The organism is Rhodocyclus purpureus (assembly GCF_016653115.1).
Classification (GTDB): Bacteria; Pseudomonadota; Gammaproteobacteria; order Burkholderiales; family Rhodocyclaceae; genus Rhodocyclus; species Rhodocyclus purpureus.
This window is the reverse complement of sequence record NZ_NHRX01000045.1, coordinates 1-21,557: the sequence shown is the minus strand read 5'-3', so window position 1 is coordinate 21,557 and position 21,557 is coordinate 1. Positions and strand designations below refer to the sequence as shown.

Annotated in this window: 22 protein-coding genes; 15 read left to right on the top strand and 7 right to left on the bottom strand. The window is 64.8% G+C overall.

Annotation, left to right across the window (positions count from 1 at the left end):
• Positions 1-14: 14 nt before the first annotated feature.
• Entirely contained in the window at positions 15-1,646 is a 1,632-nt protein-coding gene (locus CCR84_RS09370; RefSeq protein ID WP_201211630.1) for an NAD+ synthase, read from the bottom strand.
• A 261-nt stretch (positions 1,647-1,907) separates the two neighbouring features.
• Positions 1,908-2,456, bottom strand: coding sequence for an inorganic diphosphatase (ppa, locus tag CCR84_RS09365; protein ID WP_201211628.1), 549 nt, complete (start codon positions 2,454-2,456; stop codon positions 1,908-1,910).
• Between the two features lie 170 nt (positions 2,457-2,626).
• Between ppa and CCR84_RS09360 the strand changes: the two genes are divergently transcribed.
• Positions 2,627-3,322, top strand: coding sequence for an RluA family pseudouridine synthase (locus tag CCR84_RS09360; protein WP_201211626.1), 696 nt, complete (start codon positions 2,627-2,629; stop codon positions 3,320-3,322).
• A gap of 1,364 nt (positions 3,323-4,686) precedes the next feature.
• The gene (locus CCR84_RS09355; protein ID WP_201211625.1) at positions 4,687-5,346 is read left to right on the top strand and encodes a 2'-5' RNA ligase family protein; all 660 of its coding nucleotides are present in this window, start codon (positions 4,687-4,689) and stop codon (positions 5,344-5,346) included.
• A 5-nt stretch (positions 5,347-5,351) separates the two neighbouring features.
• Here the strand turns inward: CCR84_RS09355 and CCR84_RS09350 are convergent, their stop codons facing one another.
• The gene (locus CCR84_RS09350; protein ID WP_201211624.1) at positions 5,352-6,269 is read right to left on the bottom strand and encodes a helical backbone metal receptor; all 918 of its coding nucleotides are present in this window, start codon (positions 6,267-6,269) and stop codon (positions 5,352-5,354) included.
• A gap of 320 nt (positions 6,270-6,589) precedes the next feature.
• Between CCR84_RS09350 and CCR84_RS09345 the strand changes: the two genes are divergently transcribed.
• The 7 genes from CCR84_RS09345 (at position 6,590) to CCR84_RS09320 (ending at position 12,799) form a co-directional block, all read left to right on the top strand.
• Positions 6,590-6,937: a cysteine-rich small domain-containing protein gene (locus CCR84_RS09345; RefSeq protein ID WP_201211623.1), complete on the top strand. Its 348-nt coding sequence runs from the start codon at positions 6,590-6,592 to the stop codon at positions 6,935-6,937.
• Positions 6,934-8,376, top strand: a complete 1,443-nt coding sequence (gene tcuA / locus CCR84_RS16490) for an FAD-dependent tricarballylate dehydrogenase TcuA (RefSeq protein ID WP_242508646.1) — start codon at positions 6,934-6,936, stop codon at positions 8,374-8,376. Before CCR84_RS09345 ends, tcuA begins: the two co-directional genes overlap by 4 nt.
• Complete coding sequence (gene tcuB / locus CCR84_RS16485; protein WP_242508645.1) at positions 8,376-9,497, top strand: tricarballylate utilization 4Fe-4S protein TcuB; 1,122 nt, start codon at positions 8,376-8,378, stop codon at positions 9,495-9,497. Before tcuA ends, tcuB begins: the two co-directional genes overlap by 1 nt.
• 166 nt (positions 9,498-9,663) lie before the next feature.
• On the top strand, positions 9,664-10,518 hold the full coding sequence (locus tag CCR84_RS09335; protein WP_201211622.1) for a caspase family protein: 855 nt from the start codon (positions 9,664-9,666) through the stop codon (positions 10,516-10,518).
• 141 nt (positions 10,519-10,659) lie between these two features.
• Complete coding sequence (locus CCR84_RS09330) at positions 10,660-11,493, top strand: hypothetical protein (protein ID WP_201211621.1); 834 nt, start codon at positions 10,660-10,662, stop codon at positions 11,491-11,493.
• A 19-nt stretch (positions 11,494-11,512) separates the two neighbouring features.
• A complete protein-coding gene (locus CCR84_RS09325; RefSeq protein WP_201211620.1) occupies positions 11,513-11,968 on the top strand; it encodes a hypothetical protein in 456 nt (151 codons plus the stop codon).
• Positions 11,969-12,010: 42 nt separating this feature from the next.
• Positions 12,011-12,799, top strand: a complete 789-nt coding sequence (locus CCR84_RS09320) for a cobalt-precorrin-6A reductase (protein WP_201211619.1) — start codon at positions 12,011-12,013, stop codon at positions 12,797-12,799.
• Positions 12,800-13,634: 835 nt separating this feature from the next.
• Here CCR84_RS09320 and cobJ read toward each other — a convergent pair.
• Genes cobJ through CCR84_RS09305 form a run of 3 tightly spaced genes read right to left on the bottom strand, consistent with a single transcriptional unit; the run spans position 13,635 to position 15,795 of the window.
• Positions 13,635-14,420 (bottom strand): precorrin-3B C(17)-methyltransferase, encoded by a 786-nt coding sequence (cobJ, locus tag CCR84_RS09315; RefSeq protein WP_201211617.1) that lies wholly within the window; start codon positions 14,418-14,420, stop codon positions 13,635-13,637.
• Positions 14,417-15,172 (bottom strand): precorrin-2 C(20)-methyltransferase, encoded by a 756-nt coding sequence (locus CCR84_RS09310; protein WP_242508644.1) that lies wholly within the window; start codon positions 15,170-15,172, stop codon positions 14,417-14,419. Before CCR84_RS09310 ends, cobJ begins: the two co-directional genes overlap by 4 nt.
• Positions 15,169-15,795: a precorrin-8X methylmutase gene (locus CCR84_RS09305; protein ID WP_201211615.1), complete on the bottom strand. Its 627-nt coding sequence runs from the start codon at positions 15,793-15,795 to the stop codon at positions 15,169-15,171. The genes CCR84_RS09310 and CCR84_RS09305 overlap by 4 nt, the downstream gene beginning before the upstream one ends.
• Positions 15,796-15,881: 86 nt before the next feature.
• On the opposite strand from CCR84_RS09305, the gene cobF reads away from it, so the two are divergent.
• The 6 genes from cobF to CCR84_RS09275 all read left to right on the top strand — a co-directional run bounded on the left by cobF (position 15,882) and on the right by CCR84_RS09275 (position 20,778).
• Positions 15,882-16,643, top strand: a complete 762-nt coding sequence (gene cobF, locus CCR84_RS09300; RefSeq protein ID WP_201211613.1) for a precorrin-6A synthase (deacetylating) — start codon at positions 15,882-15,884, stop codon at positions 16,641-16,643.
• A 1,000-nt stretch (positions 16,644-17,643) separates the two neighbouring features.
• Positions 17,644-18,186 carry a hypothetical protein gene (locus CCR84_RS09295; RefSeq protein WP_201211611.1) on the top strand — a complete coding sequence of 181 codons (543 nt, stop codon included), beginning with the start codon at positions 17,644-17,646 and terminating at the stop codon, positions 18,184-18,186.
• 108 nt (positions 18,187-18,294) lie between these two features.
• Entirely contained in the window at positions 18,295-19,407 is a 1,113-nt protein-coding gene (locus tag CCR84_RS09290) for a type I restriction endonuclease (RefSeq protein ID WP_201211609.1), read from the top strand.
• Between the two features lie 178 nt (positions 19,408-19,585).
• Positions 19,586-19,867 (top strand): hypothetical protein, encoded by a 282-nt coding sequence (locus CCR84_RS09285; protein WP_201211607.1) that lies wholly within the window; start codon positions 19,586-19,588, stop codon positions 19,865-19,867.
• Between the two features lie 93 nt (positions 19,868-19,960).
• Positions 19,961-20,326, top strand: a complete 366-nt coding sequence (locus tag CCR84_RS09280; RefSeq protein ID WP_201211605.1) for a DUF2513 domain-containing protein — start codon at positions 19,961-19,963, stop codon at positions 20,324-20,326.
• A 77-nt stretch (positions 20,327-20,403) separates the two neighbouring features.
• The gene (locus CCR84_RS09275) at positions 20,404-20,778 is read left to right on the top strand and encodes a hypothetical protein (protein WP_201211603.1); all 375 of its coding nucleotides are present in this window, start codon (positions 20,404-20,406) and stop codon (positions 20,776-20,778) included.
• A gap of 633 nt (positions 20,779-21,411) precedes the next feature.
• Here the strand turns inward: CCR84_RS09275 and CCR84_RS09270 are convergent.
• On the bottom strand, positions 21,412-21,557 hold a 146-nt coding region (locus tag CCR84_RS09270; protein WP_201211602.1), incomplete at its 5' end, for an IS4 family transposase.

Below are 21,557 nucleotides of genomic sequence, written 5' to 3'. Positions count from 1 at the left end.
GCGGGTCGACGCTATCAGAACGCGTCGCGGTAGCGGTTGGTGATCGGATAACGCCAGTCCTTGCCGAAGCCGCGCTGGGTGACGCGGATGCCGACCGGCGCCTGGCGGCGCTTGTACTCGCTGATGCGCAGGAGGCGGACGACGCGGCGCACGTCGGCCTCTGCGTAGCCGCTCTCGATGATCGCGCGCGGCGAGATGTCCTTCTCCATGTAGGCCTCGACGATGGCGTCGAGCACCTCGTAGGGCGGCAGGCTGTCTTGGTCGGTCTGGTTCGGGCGCAGTTCCGCCGACGGCGCGCGCGTGATGATGCGCTCGGGGATCACAGGCGCCTCGGGCGACTGCGCGTTGCGCCAGTTGGCCAGGCGGTAAACCAGCGTCTTGGCGATATCCTTGATCACCGCGAAGCCGCCCGCCATGTCGCCGTAGAGAGTGCAGTAGCCGACCGCCATCTCCGACTTGTTGCCGGTGGTCAGCACCAGCGCGCCGGAGCGGTTGGACAGCGCCATCAGGAGCAGGCCGCGTACGCGCGCCTGCACGTTCTCCTCGGTGGTGTCGCCGGTGCCGGCCGCGTCGAGTACCGGCGCCAGCAGGCCGGCGAAGGTCTGCATCGCGCCCTCGATCGGCACTTCGTCGTAACGCACGCCGAGCGTCTCGACCATCGCGCGCGAGTCGTCGAGGCTGATCTGCGCCGTGTACGGCGAGGGCATCATCACCGCGCGCACGCGCTCGGGACCGAGCGCGTCGACGGCGATCGCCAGGGTCAGCGCCGAGTCGATGCCGCCGGAGAGGCCGATGATGGCGCCGGGAAAACCGTTCTTGCCGAGATAGTCGCGCACGCCGAGCACCAGCGCACCGTAGACCTCGGCCTCGGGCGCCAGTGCCGGCGCGATCTCGCCGGGCAGGACGCGACCGTCGCGGACCTCGACGAAGAGCAGGGCTTCCGCGAAATGCGGCGCAGCGGCGCGCACCGTGCCGTCGGCGTCGAGCGCGAACGAGGCGCCGTCGAAGATCAGCTCGTCCTGGCCGCCGACCAGGTTGGCGTAGAGCACCGGCATGCCGGTGGACACGACGCGCTCGCGCAGGACCTCGGCGCGCTGCGCCGACTTGTTCATGTGGTAGGGCGAGGCGTTGAGCGTGAGCAGGACCTCGGCCCCGGCCGCACGGGCGCCGGCGACCGCGTCGCCGGACCAGACGTCCTCGCAGATGTTGATGCCGCAACGCACCCCGGCCACGTCCACGACGCAGCTGGCGTCACCCGGCGTGAAGTAGCGCCGCTCGTCGAAGACGTCGTAGTTGGGCAGGTTGCGCTTGCAGTAGGTGGCGACGCGGCGGCCGCCTTCGAGCAGGGTCGCCGCGTTGTAGCAGTGACCGTCGCGCGCCAGCGGATGCCCGACCAGCACGGCGATGCCGGGGAAGGCGGCCAGGCGCTCGGCCAGTGCGTCGAGTTCGTGCGCGCAGGCGTCGAGGAAATCCGGACGCAGCAGCAGGTCTTCGGGCGGATAGCCCGACAGCGCCAGCTCCGGGGTCAGCAGCAGCGCGGCACCGGCAGCATGGGCGCGCGCGGCATGATCGGCGATGCGCTCGGCATTACCGGCAAGGTCGCCGACGACGGCGTTGATCTGGGCGATGGCGACGGTGAGCGACATGAGAGGTCAGGCGGGAAAGAGTTGATTGGAAGCTTCAGCGCGCCAGGCCCTTGCTTCGGGCCTCTGCCCTCGGCAGCGTCCTTGTTCGGGCCTTACGGCCCTCCCACGACGGATTCGGGCCCTACGGCCCTCCGACGGTGGATTCCCACTGCGGAGCAATGCGGCAGCGTTTTTCGTGGGAGCGGCGGCAGCCGCGAACGTGCGCGACAGCGGGAGCAGCGGGGCACCACCGGGCGCTCCCGCCGCTGTCATCAGGCTGCTTTAGAAGGCCGGCTTTTCCTTGGCTTCCTCGAAGCGCTTGACGCCTGCCATGATTTCGTCGCGCGCAGCATCGGCTTCAAGCCAGCCCTGCACCTTGACGAACTTGCCGGGTTCGAGATCCTTGTAGCGCTCGAAGAAGTGCGAAATCTGGTCGAGCTGGATCTGCGGCAGCTGGCGCGGGCTGGTGATGTTCGAGTACATCTTCGACAGCTTGTCGACCGGAACGGCGAGCACCTTGGCGTCCTGGCCGGCTTCGTCGGTCATCGCCAGCATGCCGATCGGACGGCAGCGGACGACGACGCCGGGCGGCAGCGCGAAGCTGCACAGCACCAGCACGTCGACCGGGTCGCCGTCGCCGGCGATGGTGTGCGGGATGTAGCCGTAGTTGCACGGGTAGTGCATCGACGTGGACATGAAACGATCGACGAAGATCGCGCCGCTTTCCTTATCGACCTCGTACTTGATCGGGTCGGAACGCATCGGGATCTCGATGATGACATTGAAATCGTCGGGCAGGGACTTGCCGGAAGGAACGTTGTTCAGAGCCATGCGAGTGCTTTCTCTCAGGGTTTGTGGGATGACAGGGTGCGCGCGATTATACCTTCGGCACGGCAGTTTCACCCCGGCTGCCGACGAAATCCGGCACGCCGGCATTGAAGCTGCGCCGCGCTTGCGGCAAGATGCCGCGCCGCCCTCGGCCCACTCCTGCTCTGCCACCGATGATCCCCTCTGCGCCCCTCCCCGACCCGCTGCCGACTGCCACGCCCCCTTCAGCGCAGGCACGCGACGGCTGGCGGCTGCTCCACGTCGACGACTGGCTGATCATCGCCGACAAGGACAGCGGCCTGCTCTCGGTGCCCGGACGCGGCCCCGACAAGCAGGACAGCCTCGGCCTGCGCGTGCAGGCCGAATTCGCCGACGCGCTAATGGTGCACCGGCTTGACATGAACACCTCGGGACTGCTCGTCATCGCCCGCGGCGCCGAGATGCACAGCCGCCTGTCGCGCATGTTCCGCGAACGGCGCATCGACAAGGAGTACGTCGCGCTGGTCGATGGGCTGCCGGCCGCGACCAGCGGTGAGATCGACCTGCCGCTCGCCGCCGACTGGGAAAGGCGACCGCGCCAGCGCGTCGACCTCGTCAATGGCAAGCCCTCGCTGACGCGCTACCGCGTCGTCGGCTTCGATCCCGAGCGCGGCGTCGCCCGCGTCGAGTTGCGCCCGAAGACCGGGCGCTCGCACCAGCTGCGCGTGCACCTGCAGTCGCTCGGCCACCCGATCATCGGCGACGGTTTCTACGCCGACGCAGCCGCCCTGGCCAAGGCCGAGCGGCTGTGCCTGCATGCGTCGCGGCTCGCCTTTCCGCATCCGCAGCACGGAGACTGGCTGGAGTTCGTCAGCGCACCGCCGTTCTGAGCACGGCTCAAGCGCGGGGTTCCGCCAGCCGCCAGAAGTGAGATCTGCCCCCTGCTTCGTCATCGCGAGCCCGCAGGGCGTGGCGATCCAGTGGGTAGGGCTAATATTGGGTCGCGCGTGGAGAGCCGACAAGGACCCGGATGGCGAGGCCGCGAAACTGGAAGAACGAACTGGATTGCCACGGCGCTGCGCGCCTCGCAATGACGGAGGTGAGATCTGCCCCCTGCTTCGTCATCGCGAGCCCGCAGGGCGTGGCGATCCAGTGGGCGGGGCTAATATTGGGTCGCGCGTGGAGAGCCGGCAAGGACCCGGAGACGGAAGAACAAGCTGGATTGCCACGGCGCTACGCGCCTCGCAATGACGGAAGTGAGATCTCCCCCTGGTTCGTCATCGCGAGCCCGCAGGGCGTGGCGATCCAGTGGGTAGGGCTAATATTGGGTCGCGCGTGGAGAGCCGACAAGGACCCGGATGGCGAGGCCGCGAAACTGGAAGAACGAGCTGGATTGCCACGGCGCTACGCGCCTCGCAATGACGGCAGTGCCAGGAGTGCATGGCGAGGGGCGAGACGGTAACCGTCATCGCGAGCCCGCAGGGCGTGGCGATCCAGTGGGTAGGGCTAATATTGGGTCGCGCGTGGAGAGCCGACAAGGACCCGGATGGCGAGGCCGCGAAAATGGAAGAACGAACTGGATTGCCACGGCGCTGCGCGCCTCGCAATGACGGCAGTGCCAGGAGTGCATGGCGAGGGGCGAGACGGTAACCGTCATCGCGAGCCCGCAGGGCGTGGCGATCCAGTGGGTGGGGCTAATATTGGGTCGCGCGTGGAGAGCCGACAAGGACCCGGATGGCGAGGCCGCGAAAATGGAAGAACGAACTGGATTGCCACGGCGCTGCGCGCCTCGCAATGACGGAAGTGAGATCCCCTCCCGGTTCGTCATCGCGAGCCCGCAGGGCGTGGCGATCCAGTGAGTGGGGGTAATATTGGGTCGCGCGTGGAAAGCCGGCAAGGACCCGGATGGCGAGGCCGCGAAAATGGAAGAACGAACTGGATTGCCACGGCGCTACGCGCCTCGCAATGACGGAGGTGAGATCTGCCCCCTGCTTCGTCATCGCGAGCCCGCAGGACGTGGCGATCCAGTGGGCGGGGCTAATATTGGGTCGCGCGTGGAGAGCCGACAAGGACCCGGATGGCGAGGCCGCGAAACTGGAAGAACGAACTGGATTGCCACGGCGCTGCGCGCCTCGCAATGACGGCAGCGAATCGCTGCGTTTCATGCTCAGGGGTGGCACCACTCGCCATGATCGTTAGCTGCACCCGGCGGCGGGTGGTAGCATGGTGCCTCCCTTCGTAGTTCATGGCGCCCATGCGCACGCACTTCACCCGCTCGCCGCACACCGTACCGCTCGAAGACCGCGACTACCCCGAATGGCGCCGCGGGCGCGAGCGCTACGGGATCTGGATGATCGACGCCGACACGGCCCCAGTGCGCGAGCGGATCGCGCTGGTTCGCGGCGAACTCGGCGACCTGCTCAGCGAGCACCAGCGCAGCGCGCACGTGACCGTCTTCGTCTGTGGCTTCCTCGTCGACCAGGCTGCCGCCTACGAGTCGATCGACGGCTTCATCAACGACGACTTCGACCACGCCATGCGCGAGCGCCAGCGCGCGGCACTCGCCGCCGCAAGAATTCCCGCCTTCAGCCTGGAAATCGGCGGCGTGAACAGCTTCGATTCGGCGCTCTTTCTCGACGTCAGCGGCGCCGCCGGACCGCTGCGCGCGGCGCGTTCGGCCTTGCGCCGCGGCCAGCCGGAAGTCTGTCCGGGGCGCTACCGGCCACACCTGACCGTCGGTCTGTACCGCGACGCCTTCGCCAAACGCGAGTTGCGCCGCCGCCTGGCGAAACTGGCGACGCTGCCGCCCTTGCAACTTGCGGTCAGCGAAATGGTATTCGCCGGCTACCAGGCGTGCACCCATTCCGGTCCGCTCGAGGTGATCGAGCGCGTTGCGCTGGCGCCGCCGCGCTGAACGCCTCAGGGCCAGGTCGCAGGCAGCGGGGTCGACGGCGGCAAGGGAATCGGCCCGCTGACCGCGGCGCGCAGGCACTGGGCGAGGATCTCGGCGGCTTCGCCGAGGCGCGGTCCCGGACGCGAGAGTACGTCGGCCTCGTCGTCGGCCAGCCAGCAGACGCGCTGGTCGCGCACCGCACGCACCTGCTCCCAGCCGGCCCGGCTGGCGACCGTCGGCGCGTAGCGACGCGCGACCATGATCACCTGCGGATCGGCACGCGGCACATAGTCTAGCGACAGGCGGGGAAACAGCCCGAGACTCGCGGGGACGACGTTGTTCGCGCCGAGCCGCGTCAGCATCTCGCCGATGAAGGAGGCCTCGCTGGCGGCAAACAGCGAACTTTCGAACTCGTAATAGAAGCTGAGTCCGCGCGCCTGCGCCGGAACGCCCTGCGCCGCGCGACTGATCCTGGCGTCGAGCTCGCGCCAGGCCGCGTCAGGATCGGACAAGGCCAGCATGCGTCCGAGCACACCGAGCAGACGCTCGACATCGCCGAGGTTGCGCATTTCAAGCAGCAGGACCTTGAGTCCGCGCGCTTCGAGGCGCTCGGCCAGGCGCGGCACGTAGCCCATCAGCACGACGTCGGGCTTGAGCGCGACGATCGCGTCGAGGTCGGGTTCGGTGATGACGCCGACCTTGGGCACGCGCGCCAGTTCCGCCGGGTAGTTGGAGTAGACGTCGCTGGCGACGATGCGCGAACAGGCACTGAGCGCACAGACCGACTCGCTGAGCGCGGGCACCAGACTGACGATTCGTTGCGGCGGCTCGGCGAAGGAAACCGTCACCCCACGATCGTCCTTGAGCGTGAGCGGGCGACTGCACGCTGCCATCAACAGGACACCCAGCAGGGCGCAGAGCAGCACCGTCAGCGCACGCCACACCCATCCGCTCGTCTGCCGTCCGGATGACGCGATCGATGGTGTTGCAGAAGGACTCAGGGGATGCTCCAAATGAAGACCGGCGCGGCAAGGGACAGCCTTCCCCACCTCGGCGCGCACGGACCCGCCGCATGACATGAGCCTGTATGATAACGTTTTCGCCGGCACAACGAAAGCGAAGACAGCCGACGGCAGCGGCAGCACGCGCGTGGCCGCTTGACCGGGCGGAGTGCAGACGGTTAAATGCGGCGGGCCGGGAGGGCCACCGGCCTTGTATCGTCCTCGGCAGCCCCCCTACTTCCCGAACGCCCTGCGGAGACTCCATGGAACCAAAAGACCTGACCCGGAACGAGGGCTACAAGGGATTCACCAACACTGCCTGCCCGTTCTACCCCTGCCACCCCGGCGTCAAGCGCGAATTCAACTGCCTCTTCTGCTACTGCCCGCTGATCGCCTACGAGTGCCCGGGCCCGTACAAGACATTCACCAGCCGCAACGGCGTCGTGCGCAAGGACTGCACCGACTGCACCCTGCCGCACGACGGCTACCATCCGTCGTGGAACTTCATCCAGAAATGGGTCGAACGCCCCGTGGTCTGGTCGGGCCACGAGCAGACCCGGCCGCCGGCGCGGCGCCCCGAATCGGCCGCGCCCGATCCCTCCGGCGAATGACGGAAGGAGCAGCGGGCGGAACGACGACAAGTAGCGAGCCGATCGACGTCCTCGTCATCGGCGGCGGCATCGCCGGACTGTGCGCGGCGATCGAAGCCGCGCAAGCAGGCGCCGCGGTGCGCCTCCTGGAAGCGGCGCCCTACGCCTGGCGCGGCGGCAACAGCCGGCATTCGCGCAACCTGCGCCTCGCGCACGAGGACGAGACGCCGTGGCAACCGGGCCGCTACAGTGCCGCGGAATTCGCCGCCGAGTTGCGGGCAGCGGCAGGCGCTGCGAGCGACGCGGCGCTGACTGAACTGCTGTGCTCGGAATCGGCCGCACTCGCCAGCTGGCTCGGCAGCCACGGCGTCGCCTTCCAGCCGACTGCCGGCGGGCTCCTGCCCTGGTCGCGCAAGACCGCCTTCTTCCTCGGCGGCGGCAAGGCGATGGTCAATTCCCTCTACGCCGCTGCCGCCGCCAACGGCGTCGCAATCGACTACGAATGCACGGTTCCCTCGCTGCGGCCGGACGACGGCGCGGCGCGAACGCGCATCGACGTCGCCGCCCGTTCGCCGGCCGGAGAACGACGCTTCACGGCCGGCGCCGTCGTCGTCGCCAGCGGCGGCTACCCCGCCAACCGCGACTGGCTGCGCGAAAGATGGGGCGAGGCCGCCGACCGCTTCGCCAACCGTGGCAGCCCCTACCTGCGCGGCGAGTTGCTGCGCTCGCTGCTCGCGGCCGGCGCGCTGCCGGTCGGCGTCCCCGGCGACTGCCATCTGGTTGCCGTCGATGCGCGTGCGCCGCAGGACGACGCCGGCATCGTCAGCCGCGTTGACGGCATGCCCTGGGGCATCGTCGTCGATGGCGACGGCCGCCGCTTCCACGACGAAGGTGAGAACCTGGGGCCGATCCGCTACTCGCACTGGGGCCAGCGCATCGCCCGCCACCCCGGCCAGCGCGCCTGGCTGCTGCTCGACGCCGACGCCGTGAACAACCTGCCGCCGCTACTCTACCCGCCGCTCACCGCGCCGACGATCGGCGCACTCGCCGCCCGCATCGGCATCGATGCGGACGCCATGCAGGCGACGGTCGACGGCTACAACGCTGCACGCCGGTGCGACGGCAGCGACGACATCAAGGCGGCGAGCTGCCCCGGCCTGCTGCCGCCGCGCAGCCGCCACGCAGCCCCGCTCGGCCGCCCACCGTTCGCCGCGATCCCGATGCAGCCTGGGGTCAGCTTCACCTGTTTCGGCGTCGGCGTGGACCAATCGGCACGTCTGCTGCGCGCCGACGGCGGCGCGCTCCCGCCTGCCTTCCCGCGCGTCTTCGCCGCCGGAATGATCATGGCGCCGGCTATTCTCGGCAGCGCCTACCTGTCGGGGGCGGCACTGACGATCAGCGCGGTCTTCGGGCGCATCGCCGGACGCAACGCGGCGGCGCTGGCCCGGGAAACTCATTGATGAAACCGACGATCCCGATCGTCGCCGAAGCGCGGCGCACGCTCGCGCTGTGCAACGTCTGCGGCTACTGCACCGGCTACTGCGACGTGTTCGCTGCGGCCGAACGGCGGCCGGCGCTCACCGACGGCGACCTCGCGCACCTCGCGCACCTCTGTCACAACTGCCGTGCTTGCCATTTCGCCTGCCAGTACGCGCCGCCGCACGAATTCGCGATCAACGTCCCGGCGACGCTGGCCCGCCTGCGCTTCGCCGACTATCGCGCCCATGCCTGGCCCGGCGCGCCATCGACCGGGGTCCTGCTGGCGCTCGTCCTCGCCTGCCTGTTCGGCTTGCCGCTGCTGGCACTGCTTGCCATCCCGAGTGAAACCCTCTTCGCCACACAGCGTGGTCCCGGCGCCTTCTACGCCGTGATCCCCTGGTCGCTGATGGCGTGGCCGGCAATCTTCGCCTTCGGTGCTGCGGCCCTCCTCATCGGCGCCGGGGTGGCCAGCTTCTGGCGACAGGCAGGCGGCGCAGGCGTGGCAACGAGCAAGGCTGGCGCGTCGCGAACACAGCGGATGCCGGGCGAAAGATCGATCGCCGCCGCGTTGCCGCAGGCGCTCGCCGACGTCGCCACCTTGCGCAATCTCGACGGCGGCGGCAGCGGCTGCAACGAGCGCGAGGGGCGGAGCGCGCGCGCCCGCCGCCACGCGCACCACGCGCTCTTCTACGGCTTCCTGCTCTGCCTCGCGTCGACCGTGAGCGCCGCGTTCCAGCATCACTTCCTCGGCCAGCCGGCGCCCTATCCGTTGTTCAGCTTCCCGGTCGTGCTCGGCAGCGTCGGCGGCATCGCCATGCTGGCCGGCATCGCCGGACTCGCGCGCAGCAAGCGTCGCGCCGACCCGGCGACGAACGCGGATGAAAACCAGCCGGCCGAGTGGCTGCTGCTCGGCACGCTCGCCGCCGTCGCCGGCAGCGGGCTGATCCTGCTGGCGCTGCGCGAGACGCCGGCGATGGGACTCCTGCTGGCGCTGCACCTCGGCAGCGTGCTCGGCCTGGCGCTATCGATGCCTTACGGCAAGTTCGTGCACGGCTTCTACCGGGCCACGGCGCTGCTGCGCCAGGCCATGGAGCGGCGCTGACGGAAACCGCCAGCCGCCCCGGTCGAGGACAATAGAATATTTTTTTGCCATTGATCGCGGGCCTCGCTTATAGTCACCTGTATTGGAGCTACGACAACTCCAAGCCTGCCGGAGTCGGCACAGCGTGCCGTCCCGGCCTTCGTGACGAGACCCAGGAGGAGGCATCATGGCGAGAAAGGCATTGTTGGTCGGCATCAACGACTACGCACCGGTCGGTGCCGGCGGACCGGACCTCAGAGGCTGTGTGAATGATGTCCGCGACATGGCAGGCACCCTCAGTGCGCTGGCCATCGTCCCGGCAGTTCCGGCGGCAATGCGCATCCTCACCGATGCCCGCGCGACGCGCGCAAACATCCTCGACGGACTGAAGTGGCTCGTCACCGGCGCCAAAAAGGGCGACGTCCTCGTCTTCTACTACTCGGGACACGGCTCGCAGGTCGTCGACCTGAGCGGAGACGATGTCGACCACAAGGACGAAACCATCTGCCCGCACGACTTCGCCAGTGCCGGCATGATCAAGGACGACGACCTGCGCGCGATCTTCTCGACACTGCCCGCCGGCGTCAATCTCGACGTCTTCCTCGACTCGTGTCACTCGGGCACGGGAACCCGTGACCTGCTGCTGCAAGCCTCGGCACCGGCGGAGCTGGTGCTCACGGCGCGCTATATCGAGCCGCCGCTCGATTACGGTTTCTTCATCGACAGCACGCCCGAACTGAAGATGCGCGGACTCCTCAAGCCGGCGGCCGGCGAACGGGCGCTGGCCATCGTACCGGTGCTCAACCATGTGCTGTGGGCCGGTTGCCGTGACAACCAGACTTCGGCCGAAGCCTCCATCAGCGGCGTCATCCGCGGGATCTTCACCTACGCCTTCTGCAAGACGCTGCGCGCAGCTGGCACGACGACCACCCGTGCGCAACTCGACGCGCTGGTCAGCGCCTACATCAAGAAGCTCGGCTACAGCCAGGTGCCGCAACTCGAAGGAACCCGTACCTCCCTCGGCGAGAAGGTATTCACCTGAGCGTCGCCTGGGGAAGTGCCGAATAAATCCGTTCGCCCTGAGCCTGTCGAAGGGCGCAAGCAATCAAGGGCTTCGACAGTACTTCGACGGGCTCAGCAGCGAACGGCAACGAATAGATCAGTGTTTCCCAGGGAGATAACGATGAAAAAAAGCTTGGCCGCCTTCATCCTGGCCGTCGCCCTGACTGGCTGTGCCAATCTCGACGAGGTCAGGCAATTCGCCGGTGAGTCGGCGAAGCTCGGCGCCTACACGGAGCTGACCACGAATTTCCGCGAGACCTTCGCGCGGGAAGAACCCTATCTCACGGGCCCGGCCCTGGAGCTGGCGAAGCAGAACGACCAGCAACGTGCGGCTGCCTACGCCGATCTGCTCGCGGTCCATGAGACGGTCAGCCTCTACATGCTGACGCTGGCCCGCTTGGCCGGCAGCGAAAGCTTCGACCTCTCCGCGCGCTTCGACGCATTCACGAGCGAGGTCAAGGCCCATCCCGAGCTCGGCTTCGACGCCGGCCACGCGGGTGCCGTCGCCAGCATCGGCAAGACCATCGGCAAATGGATGAGCGCTCAAGCGCAGGCCGAGGCCGTGCAGGACATGATCCGTGAGGGTAACGCGCCCCTGCAACAGAGCCTCGACGGAATGTCCAGCCTGCTGCGCGCCTACCGCAAGACCCACGACAACGAGCGCCAGACCGTCCTCGGCCTCTACGAGAGCGAGTTCGCGCTGGCGCAGGCACAGCCCAAGGACCGGCTGCTGATGGCGCTGGCGCGCAAGGACTACCTGGCGAAGCGCGCCGAGTTCGCCGCCAGAGCCCCGAAGTTCGACGCCGCCGAAGCCGCGATCAGGGAAGTTGCCGCTGGGCACGAGCACCTCTACGAGAATGTCGATGCCCTCGGCACGCCACGGCTGAAGGATGAACTGACGCGCCTGACCCAACGCATCAGGACGCTGACCGAGACGATTCGAGCACTGCACTGAGCGAGCGACGGAGGAAACCATGGCACTCGAAAACAAGAAGGACGTCGAAGAACTCGCCGATCACCTGAGCGCGATCGCCGACCAGGCGCAGTCGCGGGTGCTGGCCGCGATCAAGCAGGGCAGGATCACCCCGGAAGACGCCCGGACCGCCTTCGACCAGGTGGTCCTGCTCAGGCAGCACGCCAACCGCCTGTACATCGAAACCACGCTCGCCATCGTCGACGACCTGAAGATCCCCCAGACCGAGCTCACGCAGAGCATCGTCGAGGCGGGGGTCGCCCTGATGAAGTTCGAGCGGGTGGCGAGCTTGATGACGCTGCTGACGGATTTCGTGAAACTCGCTGCCGCGGCCAGCGCCGGCCAGAGCAAGGCGACGCTCAACGGCTTCAAGAAACTCAGGCAGGACCTCCAGGAACTGGCCAAGCTGGACGCGCAGATCGCCGGTCGCGGTGCGGCGCCGACGCAGCAGGCCTGAAGCGCAGCCTGCGGCAGCCCGCGCAGCATTTACAATACGCGGATGCCCACTTCGCCCCTGCCCGTCCTCATCCTCGGCGGTACCACCGAGGCTTACCAGCTCGCCGAACGCCTGCATGACGATGCCCGCCTGCGCGTGATCACTTCCCTCGCCGGACGCACGGCGCAACCTCGGCAGCCAGCCGGTGCATGGCGCGTCGGCGGTTTCGGCGGGCCGGAAGGGTTGGCCGCCTACCTGCGAGCCGAGGGCATCGCGGCGGTGGTCGACGCGACGCACCCCTTCGCCGCGCGGATGGGCTGGAATGCCTCCGCCGCCTGCACCGCCGTCGACGTTCCACTGCTCAGGCTGGAACGACCGGCGTGGGTGGCGGGGCCGGACGACCGCTGGATCGAGGTCGATGACTGGGAGCTTGCCGTCGCCACCCTGGCCGAGCGTTGCAAGGCGGGTCCGCAGCGCGTGCTGCTCGCCCTCGGTCGGCAGGAACTGGCCCCCTTTGCGCAGCTCGACGAGGTGCATTTCCTGATCCGCAGCGTCGACCCGCCCGACCCGCTGCCGCCCTTCGCGCATGCCGAGCTGCTGCTCGCGCGCGGCCCGTTCTCGCTCGCCGACGAACGCGAGCTCCTGCGCCGACACCGGATCGACACGATCGTGTGCAAGAACAGCGGCGGCAAGGCGACCGATGCAAAGCTCGCGGCAGCGCGCGAGCTGGGAATCACGGTGCTGATGCGGCGCCGCCCGCAGCGCCCCGCCACACCGACCGCCCCCGATGCGGCCACAGCAGTAAAGTGGATCGAGGAAACTGGATCGCCACGCCCTGCGGGCACGCGATGACGAACCAGGGGCGCAACTCTCGATTCCGTCATTGCGAGGCGCGCAGCGCCGTGGCAATCCAGTTCGTTCTTCTGTCTCCGGGTCCTTGCCGGCTATCCACCGGCGACCCCAAAGAGCCCCAGGTACCGGATCGCCACGCCCTGCGGGCTCGCGCGATGACGAACCAGGGGCAGATCTCAATTCCGTCATTGCGAGGCGCGTAGCGCCGTGGCAATCCAGTTCGTTCTTCTGTCTCCGGGTCCTTGCCGGCTATCCACCGGCGACCCGAACCAGTCCCAGGTACTGGATCGCCACGGCCCGCGGGCTCGCGATGACGAACCAGGGGGCAGCTCTCAATTCCGTCATTACGAGGCGCGCAGCGCCGTGGCAATCCAGTTCGTTCGTCCGTCTCCGGGTTCTTGCCGGCTATCCAGCGGCGACCCGAACCAGTCCCAGGTACCGGATCGCCACGCCCTGAGGGCTCGCGATGACGAACCAAGGGGGCAGCTCTCAATGCCGTCATTGCGAGGCGCGCAGCGCCGTGGCAATCCAGTTCGTTCTTCTGTCTCCGGGTCCTTGCCTGCTATCCACCGGCGACCCGAACCAGCCCCAGGTACCGGATCGCCACGCCCTGCGGGCTCGCGATGACGAAACAGGGGGCAGCTCTCGATTCCGTCATTGCGAGGCGCGCAGCGCCGTGGCAATCCAGTTCGTTCTTCTGTCTCCGGGTCCTTGCCGGCTATCCACCGGCGACCCGAACCAGTCCCAGGTACCGGATCGCCACGCCCTGCGGGCACGCGATGACGGACTGCTGCTTTGAGGCAGCTGCCTCATCCCTGCGCAGTTTCAGCTTGATTCAATACCAGCGCGGCGTATAAACCCAGGTGCGCCCGTCGCTGCGCTCGAAAGCTCGCGTCTGCGACGAGCCGACGATGACGACAGTGCGCATGTCGACCTGTTCCGGAGTCACCTCGCCGAGCGTGGTCACGGTCACGCTTTGCGCCGGGCGGCCGACGTCGCGGCCGAGCACGACCGGCGTCGTCGCCGGCAGATGCGCGCGCAGGATCTCGAAGGCGCGGCCGAGCTGCCAAGGGCGCGCTTTCGAGATCGGGTTGTAGAGCGCGAGCACCAGGTCGGCGCTCGCCGCAAGTTCGAGACGGCGCTCGATCACGTCCCAGGGCTTCAGGTTGTCCGAGAGCGAGAGCACGCAGAAGTCATGGCCGAGCGGTGCACCGACCAGGGCTGCGGCGGCCTGCGCCGCGCTGATGCCGGGGATGATCTCGAGCTCGACCGCGCTCCAGTCGGCTCCTGCTCCCTCGCCGCCCTGCTCGCCCTCCAGATGCAGCGCCTCGATCACCGCCGTCGCCATCGCGAAGATGCCCGGGTCGCCCGAGGAGACGACGACGACGCGGCGGCCGCTGGCAGCGAGCTCGAAGGCGTGGCGCGCACGGTCCATCTCGACTCGGTTGTCCGACGCATGAACGGTCGCCTTGAGCGGGCCCGCGAGGCGCTCAGCCATGGCGACGTAGGGGAAATAACCGATCAGGTCGTCGGCGGCGCGGAAGGCGGCGGCCGCTGCCGGCGCCAGCAGGCCTTCCGACCCCGGACCGAGGCCGACCACCGAAACGCGACCGCCGCTCATGCCGACCACCGCGCGCCCGGCACCAGGATCATCGAGAAGTACGGGACGCTGGCCGGGTCGATCGTTGCCAGCGGCGCGATGCGCTGATTGGCCATCGTCGCCCGCTCGACGTAGTGCGCACGGCCAACGAGGTCGAGTTCCTCGAGCACGCCACGCACCTTGGCGAAGTTGCTGCCGAGTTTCATGATCACCGCCGACTCGGTGTCGGCGAGGCGGCGCTTCAGTTCGGCCGCCGGCAGAACGCCGGAGAGCACCGTCAGCGTCTGGTTGCGGTAGACGAGCGGCGCGCCGACCACCGAGGCACAGGCGAGGAAGGCGCAGACGCCTGGCGTCACCTCGGTCTCGTAGCGCTCGGCGAGCCGGTCGTGCAGGTACATGAACGAGCCGTAGAGGAAGGGATCGCCCTCGCAGACGACGGCGACGTCGCGACCGGCGTCGAGCTGCGCGGCGACCGTCGCCGCCGATTCGTCGTAGAACCTGGCGAGCGCGGTCTCGTAGCAGAACGGCGGCGGCAGGTTCTCGGTGGTCACCGGGTAGATCAGCGGCAGCACCTGCTGCGCCTCGGCGAGATAACCCGAGACGATCGAGAGCGCGTTGCCGACCTTGCCGCGCGCGGCGAAATGCGCGACCACCGGCGCCTCGCGCAGGCGGCGCAGCGCCTTCAGCGTGATCAGTTCGGGGTCGCCCGGTCCGACACCGAGGCCGAACAGCCGGCCCGGCTTCACCGTCCCTGCCACGTCAGCCGGCATCATTCGTGTTCCGTGCCGAGCGCGTTGAGCGCGCCGGCGGCCATCGCGCTGCCGCCACGGCGACCGCGCACGATGACGAAGGGGACGCCGCGCGGGTTGGCGGCGAGCTCGTCCTTCGATTCGGCGGCGCCGACGAAGCCGACCGGGAAGCCGAGGATCAAGGCCGGCTTCGGTGCACCCGCGTCGAGCATTTCGAGCAGGCGGAAGAGCGCGGTCGGTGCATTGCCGATGGCGACGACCGAGCCGGCGAGCTTCGGCAGCCACAGTTCGAGCGCCGCCGCCGAGCGCGTCGTGCCGAGCCGGGCCGCGAGTTCGGCGACCTGCGGGTCGTTGAGCGTACAGATGACCTCGTTGCCGGCCGGCATGCGCGCACGCGTGACACCGTTGGCGACCATCTGGCTGTCGCAGAGGATCGGCGCACCGGCGGCGAGCGCGGCGCGGCCGATGGCGCCCGCGTTCGGCGAGAAGACGAGGTCGTCGATCACGTCGGGCATCCCGCAGGAATGCGCCACGCGCACCGCGAGCTTCTCCAGATCGGCGGGGATGCGCTCCAGGTTGGCTTCGGCACGGATGATGGCGAAGGACTGGCGATAGATGTCGTGCGCGTCGCGGCTGTATTCGATCATCGGAGCGTCTCGAAAAAACCCGCTATTATACGCGACGGCCTTCCGGCCCGCCCGGCGTCCTGCCGGATTCAGACCCCTGGCTCACGATGAAAAAATTGCTCCTGATCGGGATAGGCCCCGGCCATCCCGACTACCTGACGATGCAGGCGATCAAGGCGCTGCGCACGGTCGACGTCTTCTTCTTCCTGGAAAAGGAAGGCCGCGGCAAGGAAGAACTGATCCAGATCCGCAACGACATCCTCGCCGAGTACGCCGACTCCGGCCGCTATCGCAGCGTCGTCGCCAAGAGCCCGCCGCGCTCGGCCGCGCAGGGCTACGAAGCGGGCGTACGCGACTGGTACGACGACAAGGCGGCGATCATCGCCGGCCTCATCAACGACGAGCTCGCCGACGGTCAGACCGGCGCCTTCCTGATCTGGGGCGACCCCGCTCTCTACGATGGAACACTGACCATCGTGCAGGACATCCTCGCGCGCGGACTCGCCGCCTTCGACTACGAGGTGATCCCCGGGATCACCAGCGTGCAGACGCTCGCCGCCCGCCACCGCATCATGCTCAACCGCGTCGGCGGCGAATTCACGGTGACCACCCCGCGCGCGCTCGAACGCACGCCGGCCGACCAGATCGACAACGCGGTGGTGATGCTCGACTCGAACGCCGCCTTCGCCCGCTACGCCGATCAGGACCTCGACATCTACTGGGGCGCCTACCTCGGCACCAGGGACGAAACGCTCGTTTCCGGCGACCTGAAAACCCTCGCCCCCGACCTCGCCGAGAAAGCCCGCCAGGCGCGCGCCGAGAAGGGATGGCTGTTCGACATCTACCTGCTGCGCCGGCGCAAGGACTGAACTGGGTAGCTCGGGGTAATGTGAAGCTGCGAAGGGATTGAGCAAAGGCGCAGCCATGGAGCAGCAGCCGGTCATCGCGAGGCCGTAACCGTCATCGCGAGCCCGTAGGGCGTGGCGATCCAGTGCGTAGGGCTGAATAGAAGAACGAACTAGATTGCCACGGCGCTGCGCGCCTCGCGAAGGGGCGCGCTTCATGCCTCGGGGTGGTGCAGCCCGCAATGTCTGTCAGCGAAGCGCAACCCGACAACAACACGCCTTGCCCGCGCCGCTCACGACCCGCCACGTGTATCCCTGCCACTGGAGCGCCGCTGGTAATCCGCGCTGTGCAGCGCACTACGGCTGAAATCCTCGGCCACCCCAAAGCATGAAATGCGCCCACTCGCGTCGATTCGGTCATTGCGAGGCGCGCAGCGCCGTGGCAATCCAGTTCGTTCCCCTAATTCCGCACCCCACCACTTTCAACCACCGACCCGACACAGCCCTGCGCACCGCATCGTCAAGCCGAGTGACGAGCAATTCGGCTCACGAACTGTTCCTGTCGCAGATCTCCGCGCGCCAACGAGCCACCGCCAACCGGCAAGTCAAGAGACTTCGTGCGATGCTCAGGATTTCCACGTTCCCGCCTCGTCGGAAAGCCGGCGATGTTCACTTGCCAGTCGGGCGAGGTAGATTCACCCATCCGCATCGCCTATGAAAGCGGGCTTCTTAGCCACAAGCGGGAATATTTCATATATCATTCCCAAGAAATGCACATAGGATCGAAGCCCAGCCTTCGCAGCCCGATCCACACGTGCAAGCCGGGACGCCCCGGGCAAGGGTTCGAGCAGACGGTCACAAGCATAGGGCAACGATGGATAGCTTATCCGACATTGCGACGCACTCACGCTTCGATAAGCTAAGCGTTTTCAATAGTTTAGAGGTGGCCACAAGCTTATCCGTCAGTCGTATAAGATGTTTACTTCCCGTTCTGACGGATGCTTCACGTTAGCCATTTACGCATATGAACGCCTTTGAACAACTCGCCGCCTCCTTGCTCACTCGTGCCGGTTATTGGGTCTATCCGAGCTTCAAGGTTGAACTTACAAAAGAAGAGAAAAGAGCCATTGGGCGGCATTCGAGTCCGCGTTGGGAAATTGATCTGATCGCATACAAACCCAAATCCAACGAATTATTGGTAGTTGAGTGCAAGGCATATCTTGATTCTGGCGGGGTGCAACTTGCGAGTTTTCAGCAACCGAAGGCGGATCGATACAAGCTGTTCAACGAACCGACGTTGCGCGAGGTTGTATTCTCTCGACTTACACAGCAGCTTGTCGAATCGGGTGCCGTCATCGAAGGCCCTAAGGTTCAACTTGCATTGATGGCTGCGAAAATAAAATCCAAAGAACATTCTGACGTTGTTGCCCTATTCAAGAGAAATGGTTGGGTTCTCTTCGATGCAAACTGGATTCGCGATCAACTTCAACAATTGTCAGAAGGATCTTACGAGAATGATGTTCCGTCTGTAGTTGCAAAGCTGCTTCTTCGCGGTAGCAATGGCTAACCAGGCGCTCAACCTCGCTCCTTTCAGTCGCTGGACGCGGCGCGATAAAGCCGCACAGCGCCGGTTAGCTCTACGTTATACCGCTCCACTTATTGGGATTGCGACCACATGAGCCTGGAAAAACACATCGAAGAAATTCGCGCCGGCATCAAAGCTGGACGGTTCGTAAATGAGGCAGCAGTATCCCAAGGGATAGTTCTTCGCTTACTGCACGCGCTTTCGTGGCCCGCTTACGACACACAGATCGTATGCCCCGAGTATTCGTTACAGGGACGGCGCGTGGACTATGCGCTTTGCCATCCGCCCGGCAAGCCAATCGCCTTCGTGGAAGTCAAACAGATTGGGCAAAGCGAAGGTGCCGAAAGGCAATTGTTCGAGTATGCGTTTCACATCGGTGTTCAACTGGCCATCCTCACAGATGGGCAAGAGTGGAACTTCTTTCTTCCCGGAGAACAAGGAGACTACGGTGAGCGCCGGGTATATAAACTCGACATCGTCGAACGAGACATTTCCGAGTGCGCAGCCCGCCTTACTCGTTATCTGCAATACGATGCGAGCATTTCTGGTGCCGCAATTGAAGCGGCGCGCGAAGACTACCGCAATGTCTCGCGCGAGAGGCAGATGAAATCCACCTTGCCCAAGGCATGGACGCGGCTATTGGAGGAAGAAGACGAACTTCTGATTGAACTTGTCGCTGACCGTGTCGAAAATCTTTGTGGCTACAAGCCAGACCCTGACACCGTCGCCCGCTTCCTGAAGGAAAATGTTGCCCTTAGCTCCGCTCCAGCGGCGGCGCCTCAATCGTACTCCCGCACACAAACAACTTTGCCCGTTGCTGCCCCAAGTGCGCCACGCATTGGCTCAAGTCAAAAGCCTTCCTCGATAGGTTTCGCACTTGAAGGACGGAATTACCCAGCGCGAAGCGCACGCGAAGTTCTTGAGGGTGTTTTTGAAGCACTCGCCAAGCGCGATGCCACAGTCCTTGAACGTTTTGCTTCGTTGCCAAAGCATGGGCGCACTCGCCGCTACCTCGCAAAAAATGCAAGCGATCTTTACCCTGGTCGCCCAGACTTGGTGCGCGATTTCTCTATACAATTGACTTCGGGCTGGTGGCTCAGTACAAATCACAGCCGCGCAACTATTGAACGAATTATTGAAATGGCTTGCGACGTCGCTCACTTGAAGTTTGGGAAAGATCTTCATGCCAATCTCGGTGAATGAAAGCGGTATAACCCGGCAGTCCACACGGACGCTGCGCGATAAAGCCGCGCAGCGCCGGTGACTTCTACATTAGGCCTCAGAATTACAGGCGCTCACCAGTCGGCCACCTCACACTGCCACAACCGGCCTCACCCACTCAGTATCAGACCCATCTCACACGTCAACTGGAGTTGAAATCATGGATCTCAGAACAGCTCAATATGTGCATGAGCAGCTTGGGCCAAACTCCCTTGAGGCAACAAAACAGGTAACAGCGGGAATGAGCGCGCTCCACAACCTGTTTGGAACGAGGGACGAACATACCATCTTCTCTGCGCTGAAGTCAGCGTTCAACATCAATCATAGCGATGAAGGTGAGTTTAAGCACTTGCGCATAGCGAGCGAGAAGCTTACAGCGCCCCTCGAAGAAGACCAGCAGCGAAAAATACTTCTCGATCTATACAAGAGCCTACGCGCCTGATGTCACACCACAGCCTGAGGCCTAACATTGCAGTCAAGGGCGCACCCCTTACCTTTACCGTTAGGCCCAGCACATACAGGAGTGCTCTGGAAAATGAAGCGAGACATGGACCTTGTTAGGAAGCTTCTCTTCTACTTCGAAGAGAAGCCTGATTCTGGCCACGTGAAAGTTCCTCCGATCGAGGGATATGAAGAAACCCTGATCAAGTATCACTGCAATCTACTGTACGACGCAGGTCTCCTGAATTGCGAGCCGGTCAAATCGAGCACCAGTGATAGGGTTATCTCGGTTCTGCCATTTGACCTAACTTGGGCTGGGCATGAGTTCTTGGACAAAATTCGCACGGACACTACGTGGAATCGGATCAAGGCTCAGGCAAAAGAGAAGAGCCTCAGCCTGTCCTTTAACATCGTGAACGAGTTGGCGCAGCGGCTGGCGCTGTCAGCAATTACCAGCTAGGCCCAACAATTCGCTGCAGGCGCGACGGCCCTGACAGGCCGCGGCCTGAGCTCAAACGTCATGAAGAGGAGCAATTTATGCTGTACGCGATTGAACGCGGTCACTACATTGATGACATTCCCTACCATGCGGACTATCGCCGCTGGCGAGCACGTCTTTCTGATGCCGAGTACGATGCAATTGTTACTGAACTCAGCAAAAAAATTGATGGTGGTGAAATTCACACATCTAGCTGGATGCCCGGAAACGATTGGACTGGTACGGTGTACGATCCAATCTATCAGAAAGCTTGCGATCAAAGCACAACTGAGTCTGGCAAATGCTTTGGTCTTTTTCTGTGGGTAGTCTTACAGAATCACCCTGACGTTTGGGGGTTTGGGCGATATGAAAAAAATGGCATTCCAATTCACGGCCTCACGTATTTTAAGCTTGGCAATCCGCCGCCCAGATGAAAATCTGCCTAAACCTGGGGTCGAGTTTGCCTTTCGGGCTGGGAATGCTCTAAAGCGCAGCCCCTTACCTCCACGTTAGGCCAAATCGTCAACCTCTCCATGCCAAAAATGAGAACATTCCCAATCTGTGACGCATTGTCTGAAAATCCTGCAAAACATTGCGCAGCCTTAGTCGTTACGCAAAACTTTGTGAAGGAGAAGGATAGTTGGTCACATTTTTCGCAACCATCCGCTGACCTTAGAAACGGCACGCTAACCTTTGTAAAGTCGGATGGTCGTGTATTTGGAATCACGTGTTGGCACGTGATTGAGCACTTTCGAGAGAAATTGACACTCTCTGGCAGTCCTCATAGTCACAGCATGCGAACAATGGTTAACGGGTTCTACATAGTTCTTGACCGATTTATTCGTCCAGAACCACAGTTTGGAGATCCAGCGATTGACATAGCAGTTCGAGAACTTGATCCAGATTTACTATCTGCTATCGGCAAAATACCGCTGGATTTAGATGAACAAATGGAAACACCAAAGAATATTCATCATGGGTACGCTGTCGGTTTTCCAGAAACGATGAAGTACAAGAAAATGGAAGACCAGACTGGCTATCGTATATCCCATCCCGTTATACATAAGTCAGATCACACCGGCTTGTCGTGCATACCGAATCCCTTCAACGAAGACCGCGACATCCTGCATGCCCAGCCAGATGGACTTGGCCCCGGGTTCCCCATCGCCCTTGCGCGCCAGAAACCCCCCGCGCTGCGCGATCAGCCGGATGA

Excerpts from the sequence above, each read along its gene's own strand:
- CCR84_RS09370 (WP_201211630.1), bottom strand. The coding sequence starts at position 1,646 with ATGTCGCTCACCGTCGCCATCGCCCAGATCAACGCCGTCGTCGGCGAC.
- ppa (WP_201211628.1), bottom strand. The coding sequence starts at position 2,456 with ATGGCTCTGAACAACGTTCCTTCCGGCAAGTCCCTGCCCGACGATTTC.
- CCR84_RS09360 (WP_201211626.1), top strand. The coding sequence starts at position 2,627 with ATGATCCCCTCTGCGCCCCTCCCCGACCCGCTGCCGACTGCCACGCCC.
- CCR84_RS09355 (WP_201211625.1), top strand. The coding sequence starts at position 4,687 with ATGCGCACGCACTTCACCCGCTCGCCGCACACCGTACCGCTCGAAGAC.
- CCR84_RS09345 (WP_201211623.1), top strand. The coding sequence starts at position 6,590 with ATGGAACCAAAAGACCTGACCCGGAACGAGGGCTACAAGGGATTCACC.
- tcuA (WP_242508646.1), top strand. The coding sequence starts at position 6,934 with ATGACGGAAGGAGCAGCGGGCGGAACGACGACAAGTAGCGAGCCGATC.
- tcuB (WP_242508645.1), top strand. The coding sequence starts at position 8,376 with ATGAAACCGACGATCCCGATCGTCGCCGAAGCGCGGCGCACGCTCGCG.
- CCR84_RS09335 (WP_201211622.1), top strand. The coding sequence starts at position 9,664 with ATGGCGAGAAAGGCATTGTTGGTCGGCATCAACGACTACGCACCGGTC.
- CCR84_RS09330 (WP_201211621.1), top strand. The coding sequence starts at position 10,660 with ATGAAAAAAAGCTTGGCCGCCTTCATCCTGGCCGTCGCCCTGACTGGC.
- CCR84_RS09325 (WP_201211620.1), top strand. The coding sequence starts at position 11,513 with ATGGCACTCGAAAACAAGAAGGACGTCGAAGAACTCGCCGATCACCTG.
- CCR84_RS09320 (WP_201211619.1), top strand. The coding sequence starts at position 12,011 with ATGCCCACTTCGCCCCTGCCCGTCCTCATCCTCGGCGGTACCACCGAG.
- cobJ (WP_201211617.1), bottom strand. The coding sequence starts at position 14,420 with ATGAGCGGCGGTCGCGTTTCGGTGGTCGGCCTCGGTCCGGGGTCGGAA.
- CCR84_RS09310 (WP_242508644.1), bottom strand. The coding sequence starts at position 15,172 with ATGATGCCGGCTGACGTGGCAGGGACGGTGAAGCCGGGCCGGCTGTTC.
- CCR84_RS09305 (WP_201211615.1), bottom strand. The coding sequence starts at position 15,795 with ATGATCGAATACAGCCGCGACGCGCACGACATCTATCGCCAGTCCTTC.
- cobF (WP_201211613.1), top strand. The coding sequence starts at position 15,882 with ATGAAAAAATTGCTCCTGATCGGGATAGGCCCCGGCCATCCCGACTAC.
- CCR84_RS09295 (WP_201211611.1), top strand. The coding sequence starts at position 17,644 with ATGAACGCCTTTGAACAACTCGCCGCCTCCTTGCTCACTCGTGCCGGT.
- CCR84_RS09290 (WP_201211609.1), top strand. The coding sequence starts at position 18,295 with ATGAGCCTGGAAAAACACATCGAAGAAATTCGCGCCGGCATCAAAGCT.
- CCR84_RS09285 (WP_201211607.1), top strand. The coding sequence starts at position 19,586 with ATGGATCTCAGAACAGCTCAATATGTGCATGAGCAGCTTGGGCCAAAC.
- CCR84_RS09280 (WP_201211605.1), top strand. The coding sequence starts at position 19,961 with ATGAAGCGAGACATGGACCTTGTTAGGAAGCTTCTCTTCTACTTCGAA.
- CCR84_RS09275 (WP_201211603.1), top strand. The coding sequence starts at position 20,404 with ATGCTGTACGCGATTGAACGCGGTCACTACATTGATGACATTCCCTAC.